The sequence below is a fragment of the Bradyrhizobium sp. sGM-13 genome, assembly GCF_018398875.1.
In the GTDB taxonomy this organism is placed as follows: domain Bacteria; phylum Pseudomonadota; class Alphaproteobacteria; order Rhizobiales; family Xanthobacteraceae; genus Bradyrhizobium.
In genome coordinates this window covers 77,684-94,596 of the sequence record NZ_JAGWDK010000003.1, presented here as the reverse complement: position 1 = coordinate 94,596, position 16,913 = coordinate 77,684, and the positions used below count along the sequence as shown (strand labels likewise).

16 protein-coding genes are annotated in these 16,913 nt (G+C 62.2%); 10 read left to right on the top strand and 6 right to left on the bottom strand.

The features are described from left to right. Positions 1-16: 16 nt before the first annotated feature. Complete coding sequence (locus KJQ96_RS05040) at positions 17-3,526, top strand: PAS domain-containing hybrid sensor histidine kinase/response regulator (protein WP_213285602.1); 3,510 nt, start codon at positions 17-19, stop codon at positions 3,524-3,526. Between the two features lie 129 nt (positions 3,527-3,655). Here KJQ96_RS05040 and KJQ96_RS05035 read toward each other — a convergent pair whose 3' ends face one another. The 3 genes from KJQ96_RS05035 to KJQ96_RS05025 form a co-directional block, all read right to left on the bottom strand. Then, a complete protein-coding gene (locus KJQ96_RS05035; protein ID WP_028348051.1) occupies positions 3,656-4,327 on the bottom strand; it encodes a response regulator transcription factor in 672 nt (223 codons plus the stop codon). Positions 4,328-4,579: 252 nt separating this feature from the next. Further along, positions 4,580-6,712, bottom strand: coding sequence for a DUF294 nucleotidyltransferase-like domain-containing protein (locus KJQ96_RS05030; protein ID WP_213285601.1), 2,133 nt, complete (start codon positions 6,710-6,712; stop codon positions 4,580-4,582). A 70-nt stretch (positions 6,713-6,782) separates the two neighbouring features. After that, entirely contained in the window at positions 6,783-7,391 is a 609-nt protein-coding gene (locus KJQ96_RS05025; RefSeq protein ID WP_213285600.1) for a hypothetical protein, read from the bottom strand. Between the two features lie 294 nt (positions 7,392-7,685). On the opposite strand from KJQ96_RS05025, the gene KJQ96_RS05020 reads away from it, so the two are divergent. The 7 genes from KJQ96_RS05020 to KJQ96_RS04990 all read left to right on the top strand — a co-directional run bounded on the left by KJQ96_RS05020 (position 7,686) and on the right by KJQ96_RS04990 (position 13,545). Then, a complete protein-coding gene (locus KJQ96_RS05020) occupies positions 7,686-7,964 on the top strand; it encodes a DUF4212 domain-containing protein (protein WP_213285599.1) in 279 nt (92 codons plus the stop codon). 13 nt (positions 7,965-7,977) lie between these two features. Continuing rightward, complete coding sequence (locus tag KJQ96_RS05015; protein ID WP_213285598.1) at positions 7,978-9,954, top strand: sodium:solute symporter family protein; 1,977 nt, start codon at positions 7,978-7,980, stop codon at positions 9,952-9,954. Positions 9,955-10,125: 171 nt separating this feature from the next. Beyond that, entirely contained in the window at positions 10,126-10,446 is a 321-nt protein-coding gene (locus KJQ96_RS05010; RefSeq protein ID WP_213285597.1) for a YggT family protein, read from the top strand. Beyond that, entirely contained in the window at positions 10,443-10,766 is a 324-nt protein-coding gene (locus KJQ96_RS05005; RefSeq protein WP_213285596.1) for a hypothetical protein, read from the top strand. Before KJQ96_RS05010 ends, KJQ96_RS05005 begins: the two co-directional genes overlap by 4 nt. 95 nt (positions 10,767-10,861) lie before the next feature. Continuing rightward, the gene (locus KJQ96_RS05000) at positions 10,862-11,230 is read left to right on the top strand and encodes a hypothetical protein (RefSeq protein WP_213285595.1); all 369 of its coding nucleotides are present in this window, start codon (positions 10,862-10,864) and stop codon (positions 11,228-11,230) included. 224 nt (positions 11,231-11,454) lie between these two features. Then, the gene (locus KJQ96_RS04995) at positions 11,455-13,104 is read left to right on the top strand and encodes an MFS transporter (RefSeq protein WP_375293144.1); all 1,650 of its coding nucleotides are present in this window, start codon (positions 11,455-11,457) and stop codon (positions 13,102-13,104) included. A 276-nt stretch (positions 13,105-13,380) separates the two neighbouring features. After that, positions 13,381-13,545 carry a hypothetical protein gene (locus KJQ96_RS04990; protein ID WP_156908634.1) on the top strand — a complete coding sequence of 55 codons (165 nt, stop codon included), beginning with the start codon at positions 13,381-13,383 and terminating at the stop codon, positions 13,543-13,545. A gap of 39 nt (positions 13,546-13,584) precedes the next feature. On the opposite strand, the gene KJQ96_RS04985 is transcribed toward KJQ96_RS04990, so the two are convergent. From KJQ96_RS04985 to KJQ96_RS04975, 3 genes are all read right to left on the bottom strand, one after another. Next, complete coding sequence (locus tag KJQ96_RS04985; RefSeq protein WP_213285593.1) at positions 13,585-14,058, bottom strand: secondary thiamine-phosphate synthase enzyme YjbQ; 474 nt, start codon at positions 14,056-14,058, stop codon at positions 13,585-13,587. A 153-nt stretch (positions 14,059-14,211) separates the two neighbouring features. Continuing rightward, complete coding sequence (locus tag KJQ96_RS04980) at positions 14,212-14,751, bottom strand: hypothetical protein (protein WP_213285592.1); 540 nt, start codon at positions 14,749-14,751, stop codon at positions 14,212-14,214. A gap of 66 nt (positions 14,752-14,817) precedes the next feature. Further along, positions 14,818-15,441, bottom strand: coding sequence for a 2-hydroxychromene-2-carboxylate isomerase (locus KJQ96_RS04975; RefSeq protein ID WP_213285591.1), 624 nt, complete (start codon positions 15,439-15,441; stop codon positions 14,818-14,820). 275 nt (positions 15,442-15,716) lie between these two features. Between KJQ96_RS04975 and KJQ96_RS04970 the strand changes: the two genes are divergently transcribed. Beyond that, positions 15,717-16,088 (top strand): AtpZ/AtpI family protein, encoded by a 372-nt coding sequence (locus KJQ96_RS04970; RefSeq protein ID WP_028348040.1) that lies wholly within the window; start codon positions 15,717-15,719, stop codon positions 16,086-16,088. 69 nt (positions 16,089-16,157) lie between these two features. Beyond that, positions 16,158-16,913, top strand: coding sequence for a F0F1 ATP synthase subunit A (locus tag KJQ96_RS04965; protein WP_028348039.1), 756 nt, complete (start codon positions 16,158-16,160; stop codon positions 16,911-16,913).

Here is a 16,913-nt window from a genome sequence, read left to right as displayed (position 1 = left end):
GGGAGACCCGAGAGCGATGCTGCACGACTGGGGCGTAATCGCCACCGCGTTCGCCTACATCGGACTGCTATTCGTCGTCGCCAGCTACGGCGACCGCCTGTCGCCGAGCCAGCGCGGCCGCGCCAGCATGCTGATCTATCCGTTGTCGCTGGCGATCTATTGCACCTCCTGGACCTTCTTCGGCTCGGTCGGCTTCGCCACCCGCACCAGCGTCGACTTCCTCGCGATCTATGTCGGGCCGATCCTGATGATCGGGCTTTGCACACCGCTGCTGCGGCGGGTGATCCACCTCGCCAAGTCGCAGAACATCACCTCGATCGCCGACTTCATCGCAGCGCGCTACGGCAAGAGCCAGGCGGTCGCCGCCACTGTGGCGGTCATCGCGATCGTGGGCTCGGTGCCCTACATCGCACTGCAGCTCAAGGCGGTGGCCTCGTCGCTGGAGACGATCCTGACCGAGGACAAGCTGTTCTCGTCCATTCCGTTGATTGGCGACATCGCGCTGGTCGTGACGCTGGCGATGGCGGCATTCGCGGTGCTGTTCGGCACTCGCCAGACCGACGCCACCGAGCATCAGCATGGCCTGATGCTGGCGATCGCCACCGAGTCCATCGTCAAGCTGGTAGCCTTTATCGCTGCCGGCGCTTTCGTCACCTTCTGGATGTTCACGCCCGTCGAACTGATCGAGCGCGCGATGAAGACACCGGAGGCAGTGCGCGCCATCAGCTATGTGCCGTCGATCGGCAATTTCCTGACCATGACGCTGTTGTCGTTCTGCGCGATCATGCTGCTGCCGCGACAATTCCACGTCAGTGTGGTCGAGAATTCCAGCCCTGAGGAGGTCCGCCGCGCGCGCTGGCTGTTCCCGCTCTATCTGGTCGCCATCAACCTGTTCGTGATTCCGATCGCGATCGCCGGTCTCGTCACCTTCCCGTTCGGCGCCGTCGACAGCGACATGTATGTGCTGGCGCTGCCGATCGAGGCAAATTCCGCGCTGCTCAGCATTGCCGTCTTCGTCGGCGGCCTGTCGGCCGCGACCGCGATGGTGATCGTGGAATGCGTCGCGCTCTCCATCATGGTCTCCAACGACATCGTGCTGCCGATGGTGCTGAAGGGAAGTCCCGGGGCGCGCTACGGCAGCAAGGATTTCGGCGACTTCCTGCTCAAGATTAGGCGCTTTGCGATCTTCGCCATCATGGTGATGGCGTATTTCTACTACCGCGCGCTCGGCAACACCCAATTGGCCGCGATCGGGCTGCTGTCGTTTGCGGCGCTGGCGCAGTTGGCACCGGCCTTCTTCGGCGGCCTGTTCTGGCGGCAGGGAACCGCGCGCGGGGCGATGGGCGGCATGCTGGTCGGCATCGCGGTGTGGTTTTACACGCTATTCCTGCCGAGCTTCCTGGAGGGCAGTACGGCCGGCCTTCTGTTGCTGCAGCACGGGCCGTTCGGCATCACAGCACTACGTCCGCAAGCGCTGCTCGGCACCGACCTGCCACCGCTGATGCATGGCGTGTTCTGGTCGCTCGCGCTCAATATTCTCACCTATGTCGTGATGTCGCTGGCGCGCCAGCCGTCCTCGATCGAACGGCTGCAGGCGGACCTGTTCGTGCCGAACACGCTGGCGCCGATCGCCCCGACGTTCCGGCGCTGGCGCACAACCGTCACCGTGCAGGACATCCAGAGCACGGTGGCGCAATATCTCGGCCCCGAGCGCGCGGCCCAGGCCTTCGAGACCTTTGCTGCCGGTCATCCCGGCAACCTCGATCCGGCGGCACCTGCCGATTTCGAGTTGCTGCAATACGCCGAGCGCCTGATCGCCTCCTCGATCGGCGCCGCCTCCTCGCGCCTCGTGATGTCGCTTCTCTTGCGCAAGCGCACCGTCTCCGCCAAGGCCGCGCTGAAGTTGCTCGACGATTCGCACGCCGCGCTGCATTTCAACCGCGAGATCCTGCAGACCGCGCTCAACCATGTGCGCCAGGGCATCGCGGTGTTCGACGCCGATCTGCAACTGATCTGCTCGAACCGCCAGTTTGGCGAAATTCTCGCGCTGCCGCCGCATCTCGTGCAGCTCGGCATTCCCTTGCAGGAAATTCTCGAATTCATGGGCGCGGTCAGCGTGTCCGCCTCCGGCGATCCCGATACGCTATTGGCGCGACGGCTGGAGGCCTACACCACCGAGGGCGAGCCCTATCTGGAGCGCCTGGCCGACCGCCACATGGTGATCGAGGTCCGCTCCAACCGGATGCCGGGCGGCGGCCTCGTCATCACCTTCTCCGACGTAACCCCGAGCTTTGAGGCCGCCGAGGCGCTGGAACGCGCCAATGCGACGCTGGAAAAGCGCGTGCGCGACCGCACCGAAGAACTCACCCGCCTGAACTCCGAACTGGCGCAGGCCAAGAGCACCGCCGAGGATGCCAACATCTCGAAGACCCGATTCCTCGCTGCCGCCAGCCACGACATCCTACAGCCGCTCAACGCAGCGCGGCTCTATGTGACAAGCCTCGTCGAGCGGCAGAACGGCGGTGAGGACTCCCGCCTGGTCGAGAACATCGACGACTCGCTGGAGGCGATCGAGGAGATCCTCGGAGCGCTGCTGGACATCTCGCGGCTCGATGCGGGGGCAATGACGACCTCGATCTCGAGCTTCAAGATGGCCGACCTGATGCGCTCGCTGGAGATCGAGTTTGCGCCGATCGCCCGCGCCAAGGGGCTGGAGCTGACCTTCGTCCCCTGCTCGCTGCCGGTGCAATCCGACCGCTCGCTGCTGCGGCGGCTGCTGCAAAACTTCATCTCCAACGCGATCAAATATACCCCGCGCGGGCGCGTACTGGTCGGCTGCCGCCGCCACGGACAATCCCTGCAGATCGCCGTCTACGATACCGGCGTCGGCATTCCCGTGATGAAGCGCGGCGAGATTTTCAAGGAGTTCCACCGCCTCGAGCAGGGCGCGCGGATCGCCCGCGGCCTCGGCCTTGGTCTATCGATTGTCGAGCGGCTGGCGCGCGTGCTCAACCACGGCATCGCGATCGACGCCAACGTCAGCGGCGGCTCGGTATTTTCGGTGACGGTGCCGGTCGCCAAGGCGGTCAACTACACCCACGCCGTCACCAGCGCGACGCCGCTTTCCAAGATGCCGATGAGTGGCGCCTTGATCGTCTGCATCGAGAACGATCCGGCGATCCTCGACGGCATGAAGACGCTGCTGACGGCCTGGAACGCCGAGGTGATCGCGGTGGCGGATCCGGAAGCTGCGATCGCTGCGATCGAATCGTCCGGCCACGGCGTGACCGGCCTTTTGGTCGACTATCATCTCGACCGTGGCAACGGCGTCGCCGCGATCCGCGAGATCCGCCGCCGCTTCGGCGAAAACATTCCCGCCATCCTGATCACGGCCGACCGCAGCCCGAACGTCCGCGCCGCCGCGCGCGAGGAAAATATCGCGATCCTCAACAAGCCGGTCAAGCCAGCCTCGCTGCGTGCCCTGCTCGGCCAGTGGCGGGCGCAGCAGATGGTGGCGGCGGAGTAAGAGTCCGTCATTCCGGGATGGTCCGAAGGACCAGACCCGTAATCTCGAGATTCTCAGGTGCGCAATTGCGCACCGTAGTTCGACGCTTCGCGTCGCCCCGGAATGACGGCGAGGGAATAGCTTTGAGTGTTACCCCGTCGGCGTGCCCTGGCGCCACTGGCCGCCGGAGATCTTGGCCGCCGCGATCACGGCCTGCGTGCGGCTTTCGACGCCGAGTTTTTGCAGGATCGCCGAGACGTGTGCCTTGATGGTCGCTTCGGAGACGCCGAGCTCATAGGCGATCTGCTTGTTGAGCAGCCCCTCCGACAGCATCATCAGCACCCGCACCTGCTGCGGGGTCAGCGTCACCAGGCGGTCGCGCAGCCGCGTCATGTCGGGATCGGTGGCCGAGGAGAGATCGGTGTCCGGCGGCACCCAGACGTCGCCCTCCATCACTTTCATGATGGCGTCGCGCAGCGTCTCGACGCCGAAGCGCTTGGGGATGAAACCGGAGGCGCCGAAATCGAGCGACCGCCGGATCGTACCCGCATCGTCGCTCGCCGACACGATCACCACCGGGATCGCGGGATATTGCGCCCGCAGGTAGATCAGCCCCGAGAAGCCTGAAATCCCCGGCATCGTGAGATCGAGCAAGATCAGGTCGACGTCGGAATCCCGCTCGAGCAGCGCGGTGAGTTCGTCGAACGTGCCGGCCTCGCTGACGGCGGCCGAAGCCACGACACTGGCAACCGCCTGCCGCAGAGCGTCGCGAAAGAGCGGATGGTCATCGGCGATGACGAGGTGGGTATTGGCAGCAGCAATCATCTGTTCCGGTCGCCGACAAGAGGTCGGGAAAGCATGCAAGTCGTTGCTGATTGACAGCAATTTGATTGTCCACTGTCAGGAAGCGACTTGCAAGGCAACCTTTCCCGCGTCGCGCAAAAGCAGTTAATCGGCACCAATTTTCTTCGAATGGTGCAACGCAAAAAAAATGAACAATTGAGGATTTGGGCCGCGCCGGCCGAGCCCCAAGGAACTCCGAGAAACGCTTTGCTTTCGAAAAGACACGTTGCGTCAATCCCTGAACAGGAGGTCTCGGCCGAGCTCATCGATGGTGGAGACCGCAGCAAGTGCCGCACGCAGCCGATCGAGGTCGCGGCCCGACAATCGCTTCACGGCAACCGCGTTGGAAGGCGGGATGCCTTGGGCGATGTCCTCAACCTGCTGCGACAGGATGAGATCGAGAAAGGTGCCCTGGGCTTCGCCAAGCGCTTCGAGATCACTCTCGCTGGCCTGAACACTCGCCTTCACGCCGGCCAGTCGCGCTGACGTCGACCGTTCCATGACGTGATAGCGGATTGCCATCGCGCGCACCCATGCGACGAGACCAAACAGTCCTGCCGCCTTGAGGTCGATACGGCCGGCGACCGTGCGGATCCCGCCGAAAAATTTCAGGCTCGTCGGAACGCTGACGTTCTCGACCAACAGCTTGATAAACGCGACCTGGCCTTCGGCCGCCGCGAAGGCCGCCTGACGCACCGAGACGGCAAGGCTGCCGTCGCCGTGAACCGCCCGCAGGTCGAAGAAGATATCGACGGACAACAGATCGGCGGGACTGGAACGTGTGATCCACTTGTCGACGCGATCCCGCCATGTTGCCACCGAGCCGCGCCAAAGCGCGTTCTTCGCCATGACACCGCCCTTGCAATAGGGCACGCCGACCTCGTGCAGGATATCGGCGACATGCGTCCCGAGTTCAGCAAACCAGCGATCCTCCTCGCCATCGGGCTCGCCCTGCGCGAAGATCACGGCGTTGTCCTGATCCATCGCCAACAGGCTCTCGCCGCGTCCGGCCGATCCGAGCACCAGCAGCGCATACTCGCACGGCGGCCCGCCTCGGCCGCTCTCCCGCATCATCCGCTCGGCGATCACCGCGGCCTGGCGGGAAAGAGCGCCCAGTTCCAGGGAAATCACTTCGGCGATATCGCGACCGGACAATCCTTCCGCCAGAAGCATTCGCGCCACGCGCGGCAACTGCGCCCAGGCCGCCGCCAGCGCATGCGCTTCGCCTGCATCGTCGATCTCCTCGCCGAGCGATATGGCATCGCCCGCGCGCAGGCGCAGCAGATCGCGCGTCGACAATGCACCGGCCACGTGGCCGGCGTCGTCGACAACACCGAGATGGCGGGTCTTGAGACGATTCATCCGGGCGATCGCGCGATAGACAAGCGCGTCCGCCGGGACCGCTGCCAGCGGCGTGCTCATGATCTCGGCGATTGGTCGCTGCAGCGCCGGGGCACCGAGCCGGGAGACGGCGCGCAGCACGTCGCGCTCCGTCACGATACCCGCCTCAGCCGCCCTGACTTCCGGGCCCGGCTGCGGTCCGCGCACGTAAATGGCCGATATCTTCTCGTCCGCCATTTGCGCCAGCGCTTCGCCGACCGTGGCATCCGGAGGGACGAAGATCGCCGGCGTCCGCATGATGCCGCCGACGCGGTGGCGGAACGCATAGCTATCGAAGCGCTTCAGGGTTTGCTCGGAATCGAGGCGGGCCGCTGCGTCGACCGCCTCGATCCAGCCGCTGCGCACCTGATCGTCGAGCACGGCGGTGAGCGCGCGACAGGCGCGTTCGGCTTCGGCAACGGTCCGGATGCCGTGTTCGCGCAGCTTCGGCACCAGCGCCAGGAATATCCGCGCCGTTGTGATCGCATCGCCCAGTGCAGAATGCCGGTCGACCATGTCGATGCCGAGCCAGGCCGCGAGCTTCTCCAGCTCATAGCCGGCGAGGTCCGGCGCGGCGATCTCCGCAAGTAACCTGGTATCGAGCGTCCGGGGCCGCGACCATGGCAACCCCGCCAGTTCGCATTCGCGCTTCAGCATCGCGAGATCGAAACCGATCATGTGCCCGACGACGACAGCCCGACCGACAGACGCGTCGAAGCGCGGCCAAACCTCCGAAAAACTCGGCGAGCCGGCCACCATGGCATCGTCGATGCCATGGATGCATGTCGTCTCGGCTGGGATTGTCTCGCCAGCCGGCCGAACCAATTGACGGAACGAACCGTCGGCAACCAGTTTTCCAGCGGTGAGCCGCACGCCGGCAAGCTCGATCACCCGCGCCTTGCGTGGATCGAGCCCGGTGGTTTCGACATCGATGACAACGGCGTCGAGTGACAACAGCGGGACACTGCCGGCCGTCCTGTCCATCAGCCTCCTCCCCTCACCGCCGCACCGTAGTACCGGTCGACAAGCTGGCGTTGGCAATGTGCCTGACGCCCTATTCAAGCAGTGCGCTGGTCACGGCAGGCGCATCGATCCGGTCCACCAATTCGTCATGGATATTACACAGGCTGACACGCAGGTAGTTGCGTGTGGTCTGGAAATCGCGCCCGCGCAGCTTTTCGTGGATCGGCATCATGGCAAAGTAGCTCTCGGCCAGCGGTTCGGGAATGTCCATCACCCGCTTGGGCGCGTGCCCGCCGACCAGGTCGAGCCGATGGGCCAGTTCGCGCCGCGCCTCCTGCCAGGCGGCCTCGCCGATCGAGGGCGGCACCGGATAGCGGTCGAACACCGAAAGGACGACCGCGATGATCTGGTCGAGCACCGCCCGGCGCTCTTCCCCGGCGTGCGGACGCAACACGACATCTACCGTCTCGCCGACCATCGACAGGCCGAGCGGAAAGGCCTGCCAGCGTGCGTGTTCGACGGATTTGGCAAAGCCCTCCTCGGCAAACAGCACCTTGGAATAATGCCCTGCCCGGGCGCGCGAATATTCGTAGATGCCCTTCTGCACGATGTACGCCGACTGCGCATCGACGAAGTCCGCGAGCGCCTCGCGGTCGCGAATCGGCGGACGCGGGCGAAACAATTTTTCGAACAGCTTCATTGCAGTCAATTCCTGCGCGGCGACCTCGATCAGCTTGTACAACTATCCGGTACCTGCAAAGCGCAATGATTCCAATGCGGCACCGCTGTTAGCAGTCGCAACATACTCCACCCCCCGAAAGTATTATTAAGAACTGACTGTTCGTGATGTTAGCCTTCGTTAGTTCCAAACCGGCACAAGAGCGGTTGGGACTGCGGCGCAGGGGGGTGCCGCGCTGACGGGATTGCAATCCCCTCGACCATTCAATCCCGGCACACTTTGCTGACCGGTGTCTTGAGGGAGGATTTGCAACCCATGGCTAACCCCACAGATCTGAAAGCTAAAGAAGAAGCACATTGGGCGAAGACATCACGCCTGATGTTCACGCATCTCGGCATCTGGTTCTTCTTCGGCTTCGTCATCCACATGTTCGTGAAGCCGCTCAACAATATCGTCATTCCGATCCTCGGTTTCCCGCTCGGCTTCTACATGGCCGCGCAGGGATCGCTCATCGCGTTCGTGGTCATGCTGTTCGTGTTCGCGAAACAGCAGGACAAGATCGATCGCGAATTCGGCTTTGCCGAAGAAGATTGAGGGGAGCATCGACATGGCCACGCAAGGCGCTGCCACTTCCGATTTCATCAAAAATCTCGGCAGGATGTACGGGACCTACACCGGCGGGTTCCTGGCTTTCATCATTCTGCTCGCGCTTCTCGAACAGGTTGGCGTTCCGAACAAGATCCTCGGCTACCTGTTCGTGTTCTTCACGCTTGCGGTCTACGCCATCATCGGCGTGATGACGCGAACAGCAGAAGTCTCCGAGTATTATGTCGCCGGACGACGCGTGCCCGCCTTCTACAACGGCATGGCGACCGGCGCCGACTGGATGTCGGCGGCTTCCTTCGTCGGCATGGCCGGCACCCTGTTCCTGCTGGGTTACGACGGCCTCGCTTGGGTGCTCGGATGGACCGGCGGATTTGTGCTGGTGTCGATCCTGATCGGGCCATACCTGCGCAAGTTCGGCGCCTATACCGTGCCTGACTTCCTGTCGTTCCGGTACGGCGGCAACTTCGCCCGCTTACTCGGCGTGATCGTTCTTGTCGCCTGCTCCTTTACCTATGTCACCGCGCAGATCTACGGAACCGGGATTATCGCCTCGCGATTCCTCGGGATGCAGTTTGAGCTGGCGGTCTTCGCCGGACTTGTCGGCATTCTGCTCTGCGCGATGCTGGGCGGCATGCGCGCTGTGACCTGGACGCAGATCGCACAATACATCGTGCTGATCATCGCCTACCTGACTCCGATCATTATCCTGTCCACCATGAAGTACGGGATTCCGATTCCGGAACTCACCTACGGGCAGGCGATCGTGGATATTACCGCGCGCGAGCAGCAAATGTTGGCGACGGGTCTTGCGACACCCGCAGCGCTGAAACCGCACATCCAGCCATTCATCAACTATAGCCCGCTCAACTTCTTCGCGATCATCATGTGCATGATGGTCGGAACAGCCTCGTTGCCGCACATCCTGATGCGTTACTTCACCACCCCGTCGGTGCGTGAAGCGCGCCAGTCGGTCGCGTGGTCGCTGCTGTTTATCTTCCTGCTGTACTTCTCGGCGCCGGCCTACGCGGCGTTCTCGAAGTTGGAAGTCTACACCAACATCATCGGGCGGGACCTGACGGCGATTCGCCCGTGGTTGTTCAGTTGGGGTGAACTCGGGCTGATCCAGATCTGCGGCAAGAACGCAGCCAGCATCGATGCGGTTATCGCGGCGTGCAAGGCGATCGCCGACCACCCCGGGGTCGTGCGGCTGCAGGACTTCGTGATCAACACGGACGTGATCGTGCTCTCCACGCCGGAGATCGCGGGACTTCCCTACGTGATCTCTGGTCTGGTCGCCGCCGGCGGTCTCGCCGCCGCGCTCTCGACCGCCGACGGCCTGCTGCTCGCCATCGCCAACGCGCTGTCGCACGACATCTACTACAAGATGATCGATCCGAACGCGCCGACCATTCGCCGGCTGACGGTAGCTCGCGCTCTTCTGGTCGGCGTCGCCGTGGTCGCAGCCGCGACGGCCGCAACCAAGCCGGGCGACATCCTGGCCATGGTTGGCTGGGCGTTTTCGCTCGCGATGGCCGGTAACTTCCCGGCACTGGTGATGGGTGTCTGGTGGAAGCGGACGACGGCAACGGGCGCCATCTGCGGCATCATTGCCGGCTTCGGGTTGTGCCTGTTCTATCTCGTGACAACCCGGTACTTCCCGGGCGCAGGCGTCAAGTACTTCGGCATGACCTCGTTGCTGAACCCCGTGACCGGGGCTCCGGTGGTCGACATCGCGAAGGCCATGGCGGCGCCCAATGCCATGGAAAGCTTCCCGACATTGGCTCACCCGCTGGCCAACAAGGTGGGTTGGTTCAACCTCAACAACATCGCCTGTGGACTGTTGGGAGCACCGCTCGGCTTCGCTGTCATCTACATCGTCAGCAAGCTCGGCAGGGAGCCCTCGGCCGAAATGCAGGCCTATGTCGACGAAATCCGCAAACCGCGCGGCAGGACGGTGCTCGAAGAGAAGACCACCTAGGTACTGTGACTGAAGATCGATGGACGGGGCCCCTCAGGGGCCCCGTCTTTGTTGGCGGCACCCTTATCCGTCTTGCCCGAACGTCGCGCTCTTGCCATTGTTGGCGGAGAGCGGCCGGTTGCGATGCTCGGCCGGTTATCTCAACTAATCAGGCTGCGAGGAGAAACGTCCTTGGATATCGCAAGCTCGCTCGCGGCGTACTGGTACTTTCATCTGCCTAATTTCATTCTTGCGGTGTTGATGTACACATTGCTCGGCCGCGTCCTGCTCGGTCTGATGGTGGATGCGGACTCGCCAAATTACATCTGGCGCTTTTTCTGTCGGATCACCGATCCCGTCGTCGCCGCCGTCGCGATCGTGACGCCGAAGGTGACCCCGCCGGTCGTTATTTGGCTGTTCGGCTTCGTCTGGCTGTTCTGGCTCCGTGTCATGCTTCACTACACGTTACTGCTGTTCAATCTGGCGCCCCGACTTGGCGGAGCCGCATCATGAACCGCAACTTCTATTTCATCGGAATCGCGTTCTTCGGAATGATCAACGGCATCTTCAATCAGCTCGCGCTGATTTTCACGCTGCTGTATGTGCAGATGCTCGCCGGCCCGCTGCTGTTTGGCAGCCTGTCCCTGACGCTGATGTTCGCATCGCTGATGGTTTCGACCGCGACCGTCATCCTCGGCGGAATTCCGGCGGCGATCTACGAGCGGATCACCGGCGGCTCGGAATCCAGCGATGCATCGCTCTGGATATGGCTTGCCGGAACCGCCCTTCTCGCGCTGCCCGCGGCCGGTAACTTTCTCAAGATCGGCCTGTAACGGCCAATTCGCGGTATTGAGGACGGGCCGCGCTGCCGCTACGCTGTGGCCTCTCTAAATCCGGCATATTTGCTTGATCGACGGAGTGGCGGACCGTGGAAGAGATGCGCCGTATCGCCTACGAAACAGTGCTGCGCGCCTGCGGCTTCGCCTCGCTCGCCATCTTCTGCGTCATGATAGGATTGTCATTCCTGCCGCGCTCGGCCTTCCAGGCCGGAGGTTTTCTCAGCATCCTGATGACGTTGATTCTGGTCTTGAAAGCCTGGGAAGCCCGGACCAAGGATCACCGACGTACCGAGATGTGGCTCTACCTCCCCAAGGAGAGCCGTCCGCCTCAGGCTTCCGCGCAGCGGACGGTTTCGACGATCATGCGCGAGACCTATCTGCTGTTCGCGCTCTGGACTGCAAAGATTTCCATCCTGATGTGGAGCGTTGCGCTCGTCTTCTCGGTCATTGGACTTTAGTCCGAAGCTGCACAGATAAACGGCAAATCAGCAATCGCGGCGGCCAAAACGACGCGAAAACGATATCAGTCCCACCGAAAGTACTATTGGGCCAAGCTTCGCGAACATGTAGTGAGCCCCATTCATAATGCGTGATCTGACGCAACGCACATCTTTGCGATCATAAAATGGGGAGCGAATCAGAAATGTCGACAATTACCGCCACATCCGGCAAGGCCGGCGGGATGACGAAGGACGAACGTTTCGTCATTCTCGCATCTTCGCTTGGCACCGTCTTCGAATGGTACGACTTTTATCTGTTCGGTTCGCTTGCCAGCGTCATCGGCGCGCAGTTCTTCGGCGTCATTGATCCCGCGACAAATCAACCGATGTTCAACCAGGCCACGCGTGACATCTTCGCGCTGCTGGCGTTCGCCGCGGGCTTTATCGTTCGTCCGTTCGGCGCCATCGTGTTCGGCCGCGTCGGCGACATCGTCGGCCGCAAATACACCTTCCTCGTCACCATCCTGATCATGGGCCTGTCGACCTTCATCGTCGGAATACTGCCCAACGCGGCTACGATCGGCATAGCGGCACCGATCATCCTGATCGGGTTGCGCCTGCTGCAGGGCCTCGCGCTCGGCGGCGAATACGGCGGAGCGGCGACTTACGTGGCCGAACATGCTCCGATGGGCAAACGCGGCTATTACACCTCGTTCATCCAGACCACGGCAACGCTCGGCCTGTTCCTATCGCTGCTGGTGATCCTGTTCACCCGCACGGCACTCGGCGAGCCTGAATTCGCCAAGTGGGGCTGGCGCATTCCGTTCCTGGTCTCGGTGCTGCTGCTCGGCATCTCCGTATGGATCCGGCTGCGGCTGAATGAATCGCCCGTGTTCCAGAAAATGAAGGACGAGGGCAAGGGGTCGAAAGCCCCGTTGACCGAAGCCTTCGCCAACTGGAGCAATGCCAAGCTCGTACTGATCGCGCTCATCGGCGGCGTGATGGGTCAGGGCGTGGTCTGGTACACCGGCCAGTTCTACGCGCTGTTCTTCATGCAATCGATCCTCAAGGTTGACGGCTACACCGCCAACCTTCTGATCGCCTGGTCGCTGCTGCTCGGCACCGGCTTCTTCATCGTGTTCGGGGCGCTGTCCGACAAGATCGGCCGCAAGCCGATCATTCTGGCGGGCTGCCTGATCGCGGCGCTGACCTTCTTCCCGATCTTCCGGATGATCACCACCAACGCCAACCCGGCGCTGGAAAAGGCGATCGAATCGGTCAAGGTCGAGGTGGTGGCCGATGCCAAAGGCTGTGGCGACCTGTTTAACCCGGTCGGCACCCGCGTCTTCTCGGCACCATGCGATACCGCTCGGGCCTACCTGGCACAGCAGTCGGTCAAATACTCGACCAGCTATGGCGCTGCAGGCTCCGGCGTGAAGGTCGTCGTCAATGGAAAGGACGTAGCTTACACCGACGCCAAGACGTCCAATCCGGCCGTCCTGGCAGCGGTGCAGGCCGCAGGCTACCCCAAGGCCGGCGACGCCCAGATCGTGAAGATGGCTCACCCGTTTGATATCTTCAAACCGCAGGTTGCGGCGATCATCGGACTATTGTTCGTCCTGGTGCTCTTCGTCACCATGGTCTACGGGCCGATCGCGGCGATGCTGGTCGAGCTGTTCCCGACCAAGATCCGCTACACCTCGATGTCGCTGCCCTACCACATCGGCAATGGCTGGTTCGGCGGGTTGCTGCCGGCGACGTCGTTCGCGATCGTGGCCTCGACCGGCGACATCTACGCGGGTCTCTGGTATCCGATCATCTTCGCTTCGATCACCGCGGTTGTCGGCCTGTTCTTCCTGCCGGAAACCAAGGACGTCGACATCACGAAGTAACGGTTTCGCCGGCGGCAACAGCCGCGGCGATACGACACTCCCGACCAAGCCGGCCGCGGATCGCTCCGCGGCCGGTTAGTTTTGAGCTGGGATCACAACCAACTGCGGGCCGATCTCACGCCAGCGCGGCAGCCGCGATGCCCAATCGTGCGATCGACGCTCGCGATCCGGCCAACGACGTCGCAGCGAGACCACTTGGGTTTAGCGCCGTTGTTTGGTAGCCGTGATCAGGCTAAATGTTGATGATATGGCCTCTCGAAAAGGCAGAGCAGGATAATGAAACATTGGCGCTATATCGCTATGCACACCGCGGCTGCTGCTGCCTTCATCTTCCTGCTGCAGCGGTATGGATTGAACGCGTCGCTTGATTCAAGCCTGATCTGGGCGCTTACCTTCGGTGCATGCGCTGCTGGGCTTGCCTATATGCAATCCAATCGCTGATCTCAATCCGGCTGCGGTCGCTTTGCGGCGATTCAGTTCCTAGCTCGTCGCACCGGTAAACTGCAGCACGATTTCGCGTCGGTGCGGCCGGGCGCGATGCTCGACCAGATAAATCGCCTGCCAGGTACCCAGCGCGAGTGCGCCCTGCAAAACCGGCACGTGCAGCGAGGTCGCTGTCAGCATGGTCTTGATGTGTGCCGGCATGTCGTCCGGCCCCTCGGTGTCATGACGCCAGCCGGCATTTTCGGGCGCAAGCCGGTTCAGCGCGGTGGTCAGGTCGACCAGCACGGTCGGATCGGCATTTTCCTGGATGGTCAGCGACGCCGAGGTGTGACGGATGAACAGCGTCACCGCACCCTCGCGTGCATGTGCGTCACGGACGAATTTTGCGACTTCGGCGGTGAGATCGGTGAATCCCATGCCGGACGTCTGCACCGTCAGCAACGATGACACGATGGTGGTGGCGCTGACGGACGAGGGAGCGGTTCGGGAAATGGATTTGGATAAGCTCACGAATAGTCTCTCCACATGTCGTCCCGGCGAACGCAGGGACCCATAACCACCAACGCCGCTTGTTGCGGAAGGTATCAACCCTGATCACACAAAATCGAAAGGCCGCGGGGTATGGGTCCCTGCATTCGCCGGGACGACGGTCGAAACCACCCGTCAAATCTTGCCGCTGACGTCCCGCTGCACCCGGTTGGCCATCTCGATCAATCGCCGCCAGGCCCGCTCGAGGAACGACATCATGCGATCCATGTCGCGGTCGCTCGGCAGCGGGATTTCGATCTTGCGCTCGCCCTCGGCAACCTTCGGCTCGCTCTTCTTCAGCGAGTCAGATTTCGGCAACGGCTCCTCGATCTTGCCCGGCACGGTCGGCTCGCGCGAGGCGAGGTCCGCCTTGAGCCGCTCATTCTCGGCCTGCAGCCGGACGATGTCGGCTTGTTGACGGCCGATTTCCGCGTCCATCGCCGCGCGCTCGTCAGGTACGGCATAGCAGGCCCAGCCCGCACCCGAATTGTTGCAAGTCGAGACCGCGCCGGTTCTTGTATCCAGGCGAAGCACGCCGTCGCCCGTCGGCGACAGCGCGTAGCGGCCGTTCTCGGTTTCCGGCATCGGGCCCGCAAGCACCTGACCGGCGCCGGCGAGACAAACGGCCAGCACAGTGACGCCGGCCAATTTCGAGGACGATTTCGCTCTGCTCATGGGCTTGCTCCCGCCTCAGGACAGCACCGGTTTCCTCGACCGTCCGGGCGCTTTCAAGGCGCACCCCTACACTCTTGACGTATAGGGCGCGCGGCCGGACTTCAACGCGTCTCCGAGCAATTCGATGCGGTCCTGCCCCCAAAACACCTCGCCATCCAACACGTAAACCGGCGAGCCGAACACATCGGCCGAGAGCGCGTCCTGCCGGTTCTGCTCATACGCAGCGGTGATTTCTTCCGATCCCGATCGCTCCACCAATTGCTTGCCGGGCAGCCCCGATTCATCGGCGAGTTTCGCAATCGTTGCGGGATCGGCGAGGTTGAGCTGCTCTTGCCAGACGCCGGCAAAGGCCCGTCGCAGGTATCGGTCGGGATCGAGGCCGGCCTCCAGCGCCGCAATCACGACGCCATCGGCCAGACGCGCATTGAATGGCCAGTTCGCCGGCTGCAGGTGGAATTTCAGTCCGCGCTTGTCGCGCCAGCGCTGCAATTCGACCATCCGATAGCGCTGCCGCACCGGATGGCGCTTCATCAAGGGCAAGCCGCCGGTCTCCGAGAACAGATCGACCAGCACCACCGGCTTGTGATTAACCTTGAGATCGTAAGTACTTACCAGGTCACGAAACGGCTGATGGCCGATATAGGCCCACGGCGATTGGATCGAGAAGTAGTAATCGAACTGACGCGGCATGCGGGCTCCACGGACGGGGATTTTCGCTTCGCTTGGGACATCCCAGCAGACCGCCCAAATCCGCGCAAGATCGATCCGTGTGGCAATACTGCTGCACTGCGATCGCAGGTCCACAGGGCCGCGGACGACATTCGAATAATTCCAGAAAACTCAAGGCACTAGCTGGTTACGGCGTAATCTTGACTTGATTAGACGCGGTAAGTATGGTCCGCGCGGCTTTCAAGGGTGACGGGCGTAATTTCCATCAACCGTTGGCATCGTTTAGAGTCTTGGGCATGGCCGAAGACAAGAACGACAACGCAAGTGGGAATCGCGATCAGCCGTCTTCCGACGAAGCTGCGCTTTCCGCAAGGCTCGGAAGTCTGGATCAACGGTTGTCCGAAATTCGGGACAGCCGGAAGCTCAGGACTGATCAACCCGGAACTGAAAGCGGAGACAGGGCTGCCAGAGCATCTGCGATGGCGCTGGGTTTCCGGCTTTCCTCGGAGTTGGTTGCGGGCGTTGTCGTCGGGGCGGCGATTGGCTGGGGGTTCGACCGTTTGTTGTCGACGTCGCCGTTCGGTTTCATCGTGTTTTTGCTACTCGGCTTCGTCGCCGGTGTAGTCAACGTGGTGAGATCTGCAGGCGTAGCTTCCCGCAGACGCTGAGCATCGACGGGAAGTCACGACATTTGAAATTCGATTGCCGGCCAGGCCGGTGGATAAAGAGCCGCGCGGATGAAAATCGACCCGATCCACCAGTTCAATATCGAACCCCTCTTCACGATCGGCCATATCGGCAACCAAACGATCGCCTTTACCAACTCCTCGCTCTACATGTTCCTCTCGGTAGCGGTGATCTCGCTACTGATGATCGGCGGCATGGCGGGACGGCAACTGGTTCCCGGGCGGCTGCAGTCGATCGCGGAAATCTCCTACGAATTCGTCGCCTCGACGATCCGCTCTACCGCCGGCGCGGAAGGCATGAAGTTCTTCCCGCTGATCTTCTCGCTGTTCATGTTCATCTGCATCTCGAACCTGATCGGCATCATCCCCTACACGTTCACGGTTTCGAGCCACATCATCGTCACCGCGGCGCTGGCCCTCCTGGTTTTCTTCACTGTCCTGATCTATGGGCTCTACAAGAACGGCTTCAAGTTCTTCAAGATTTTCGTGCCCTCCGGCGTGCCGATCTACATCCTGCCGCTGGTCATGTTCATCGAAATCCTGTCGTTCTTCCTGCGGCCGGTCTCCCACAGCGTACGTCTGTTCGCCAACATGCTGGCCGGCCACATCGCGCTGAAGGTGTTCGCGGGCTTCGTCGCGATGCTCGGCGTGTCGCTCGGCGCCGTCGGCTGGATCGGCGGCGTGCTGCCGCTGGCGCTCACGGTAGCGCTGACCGCGCTCGAACTCCTGGTCGCGTTCCTGCAGGCCTACGTGTTCGCGATCCTGACCTGCATCTATCTCAACGACGCCATTCATCCGGGACACTAA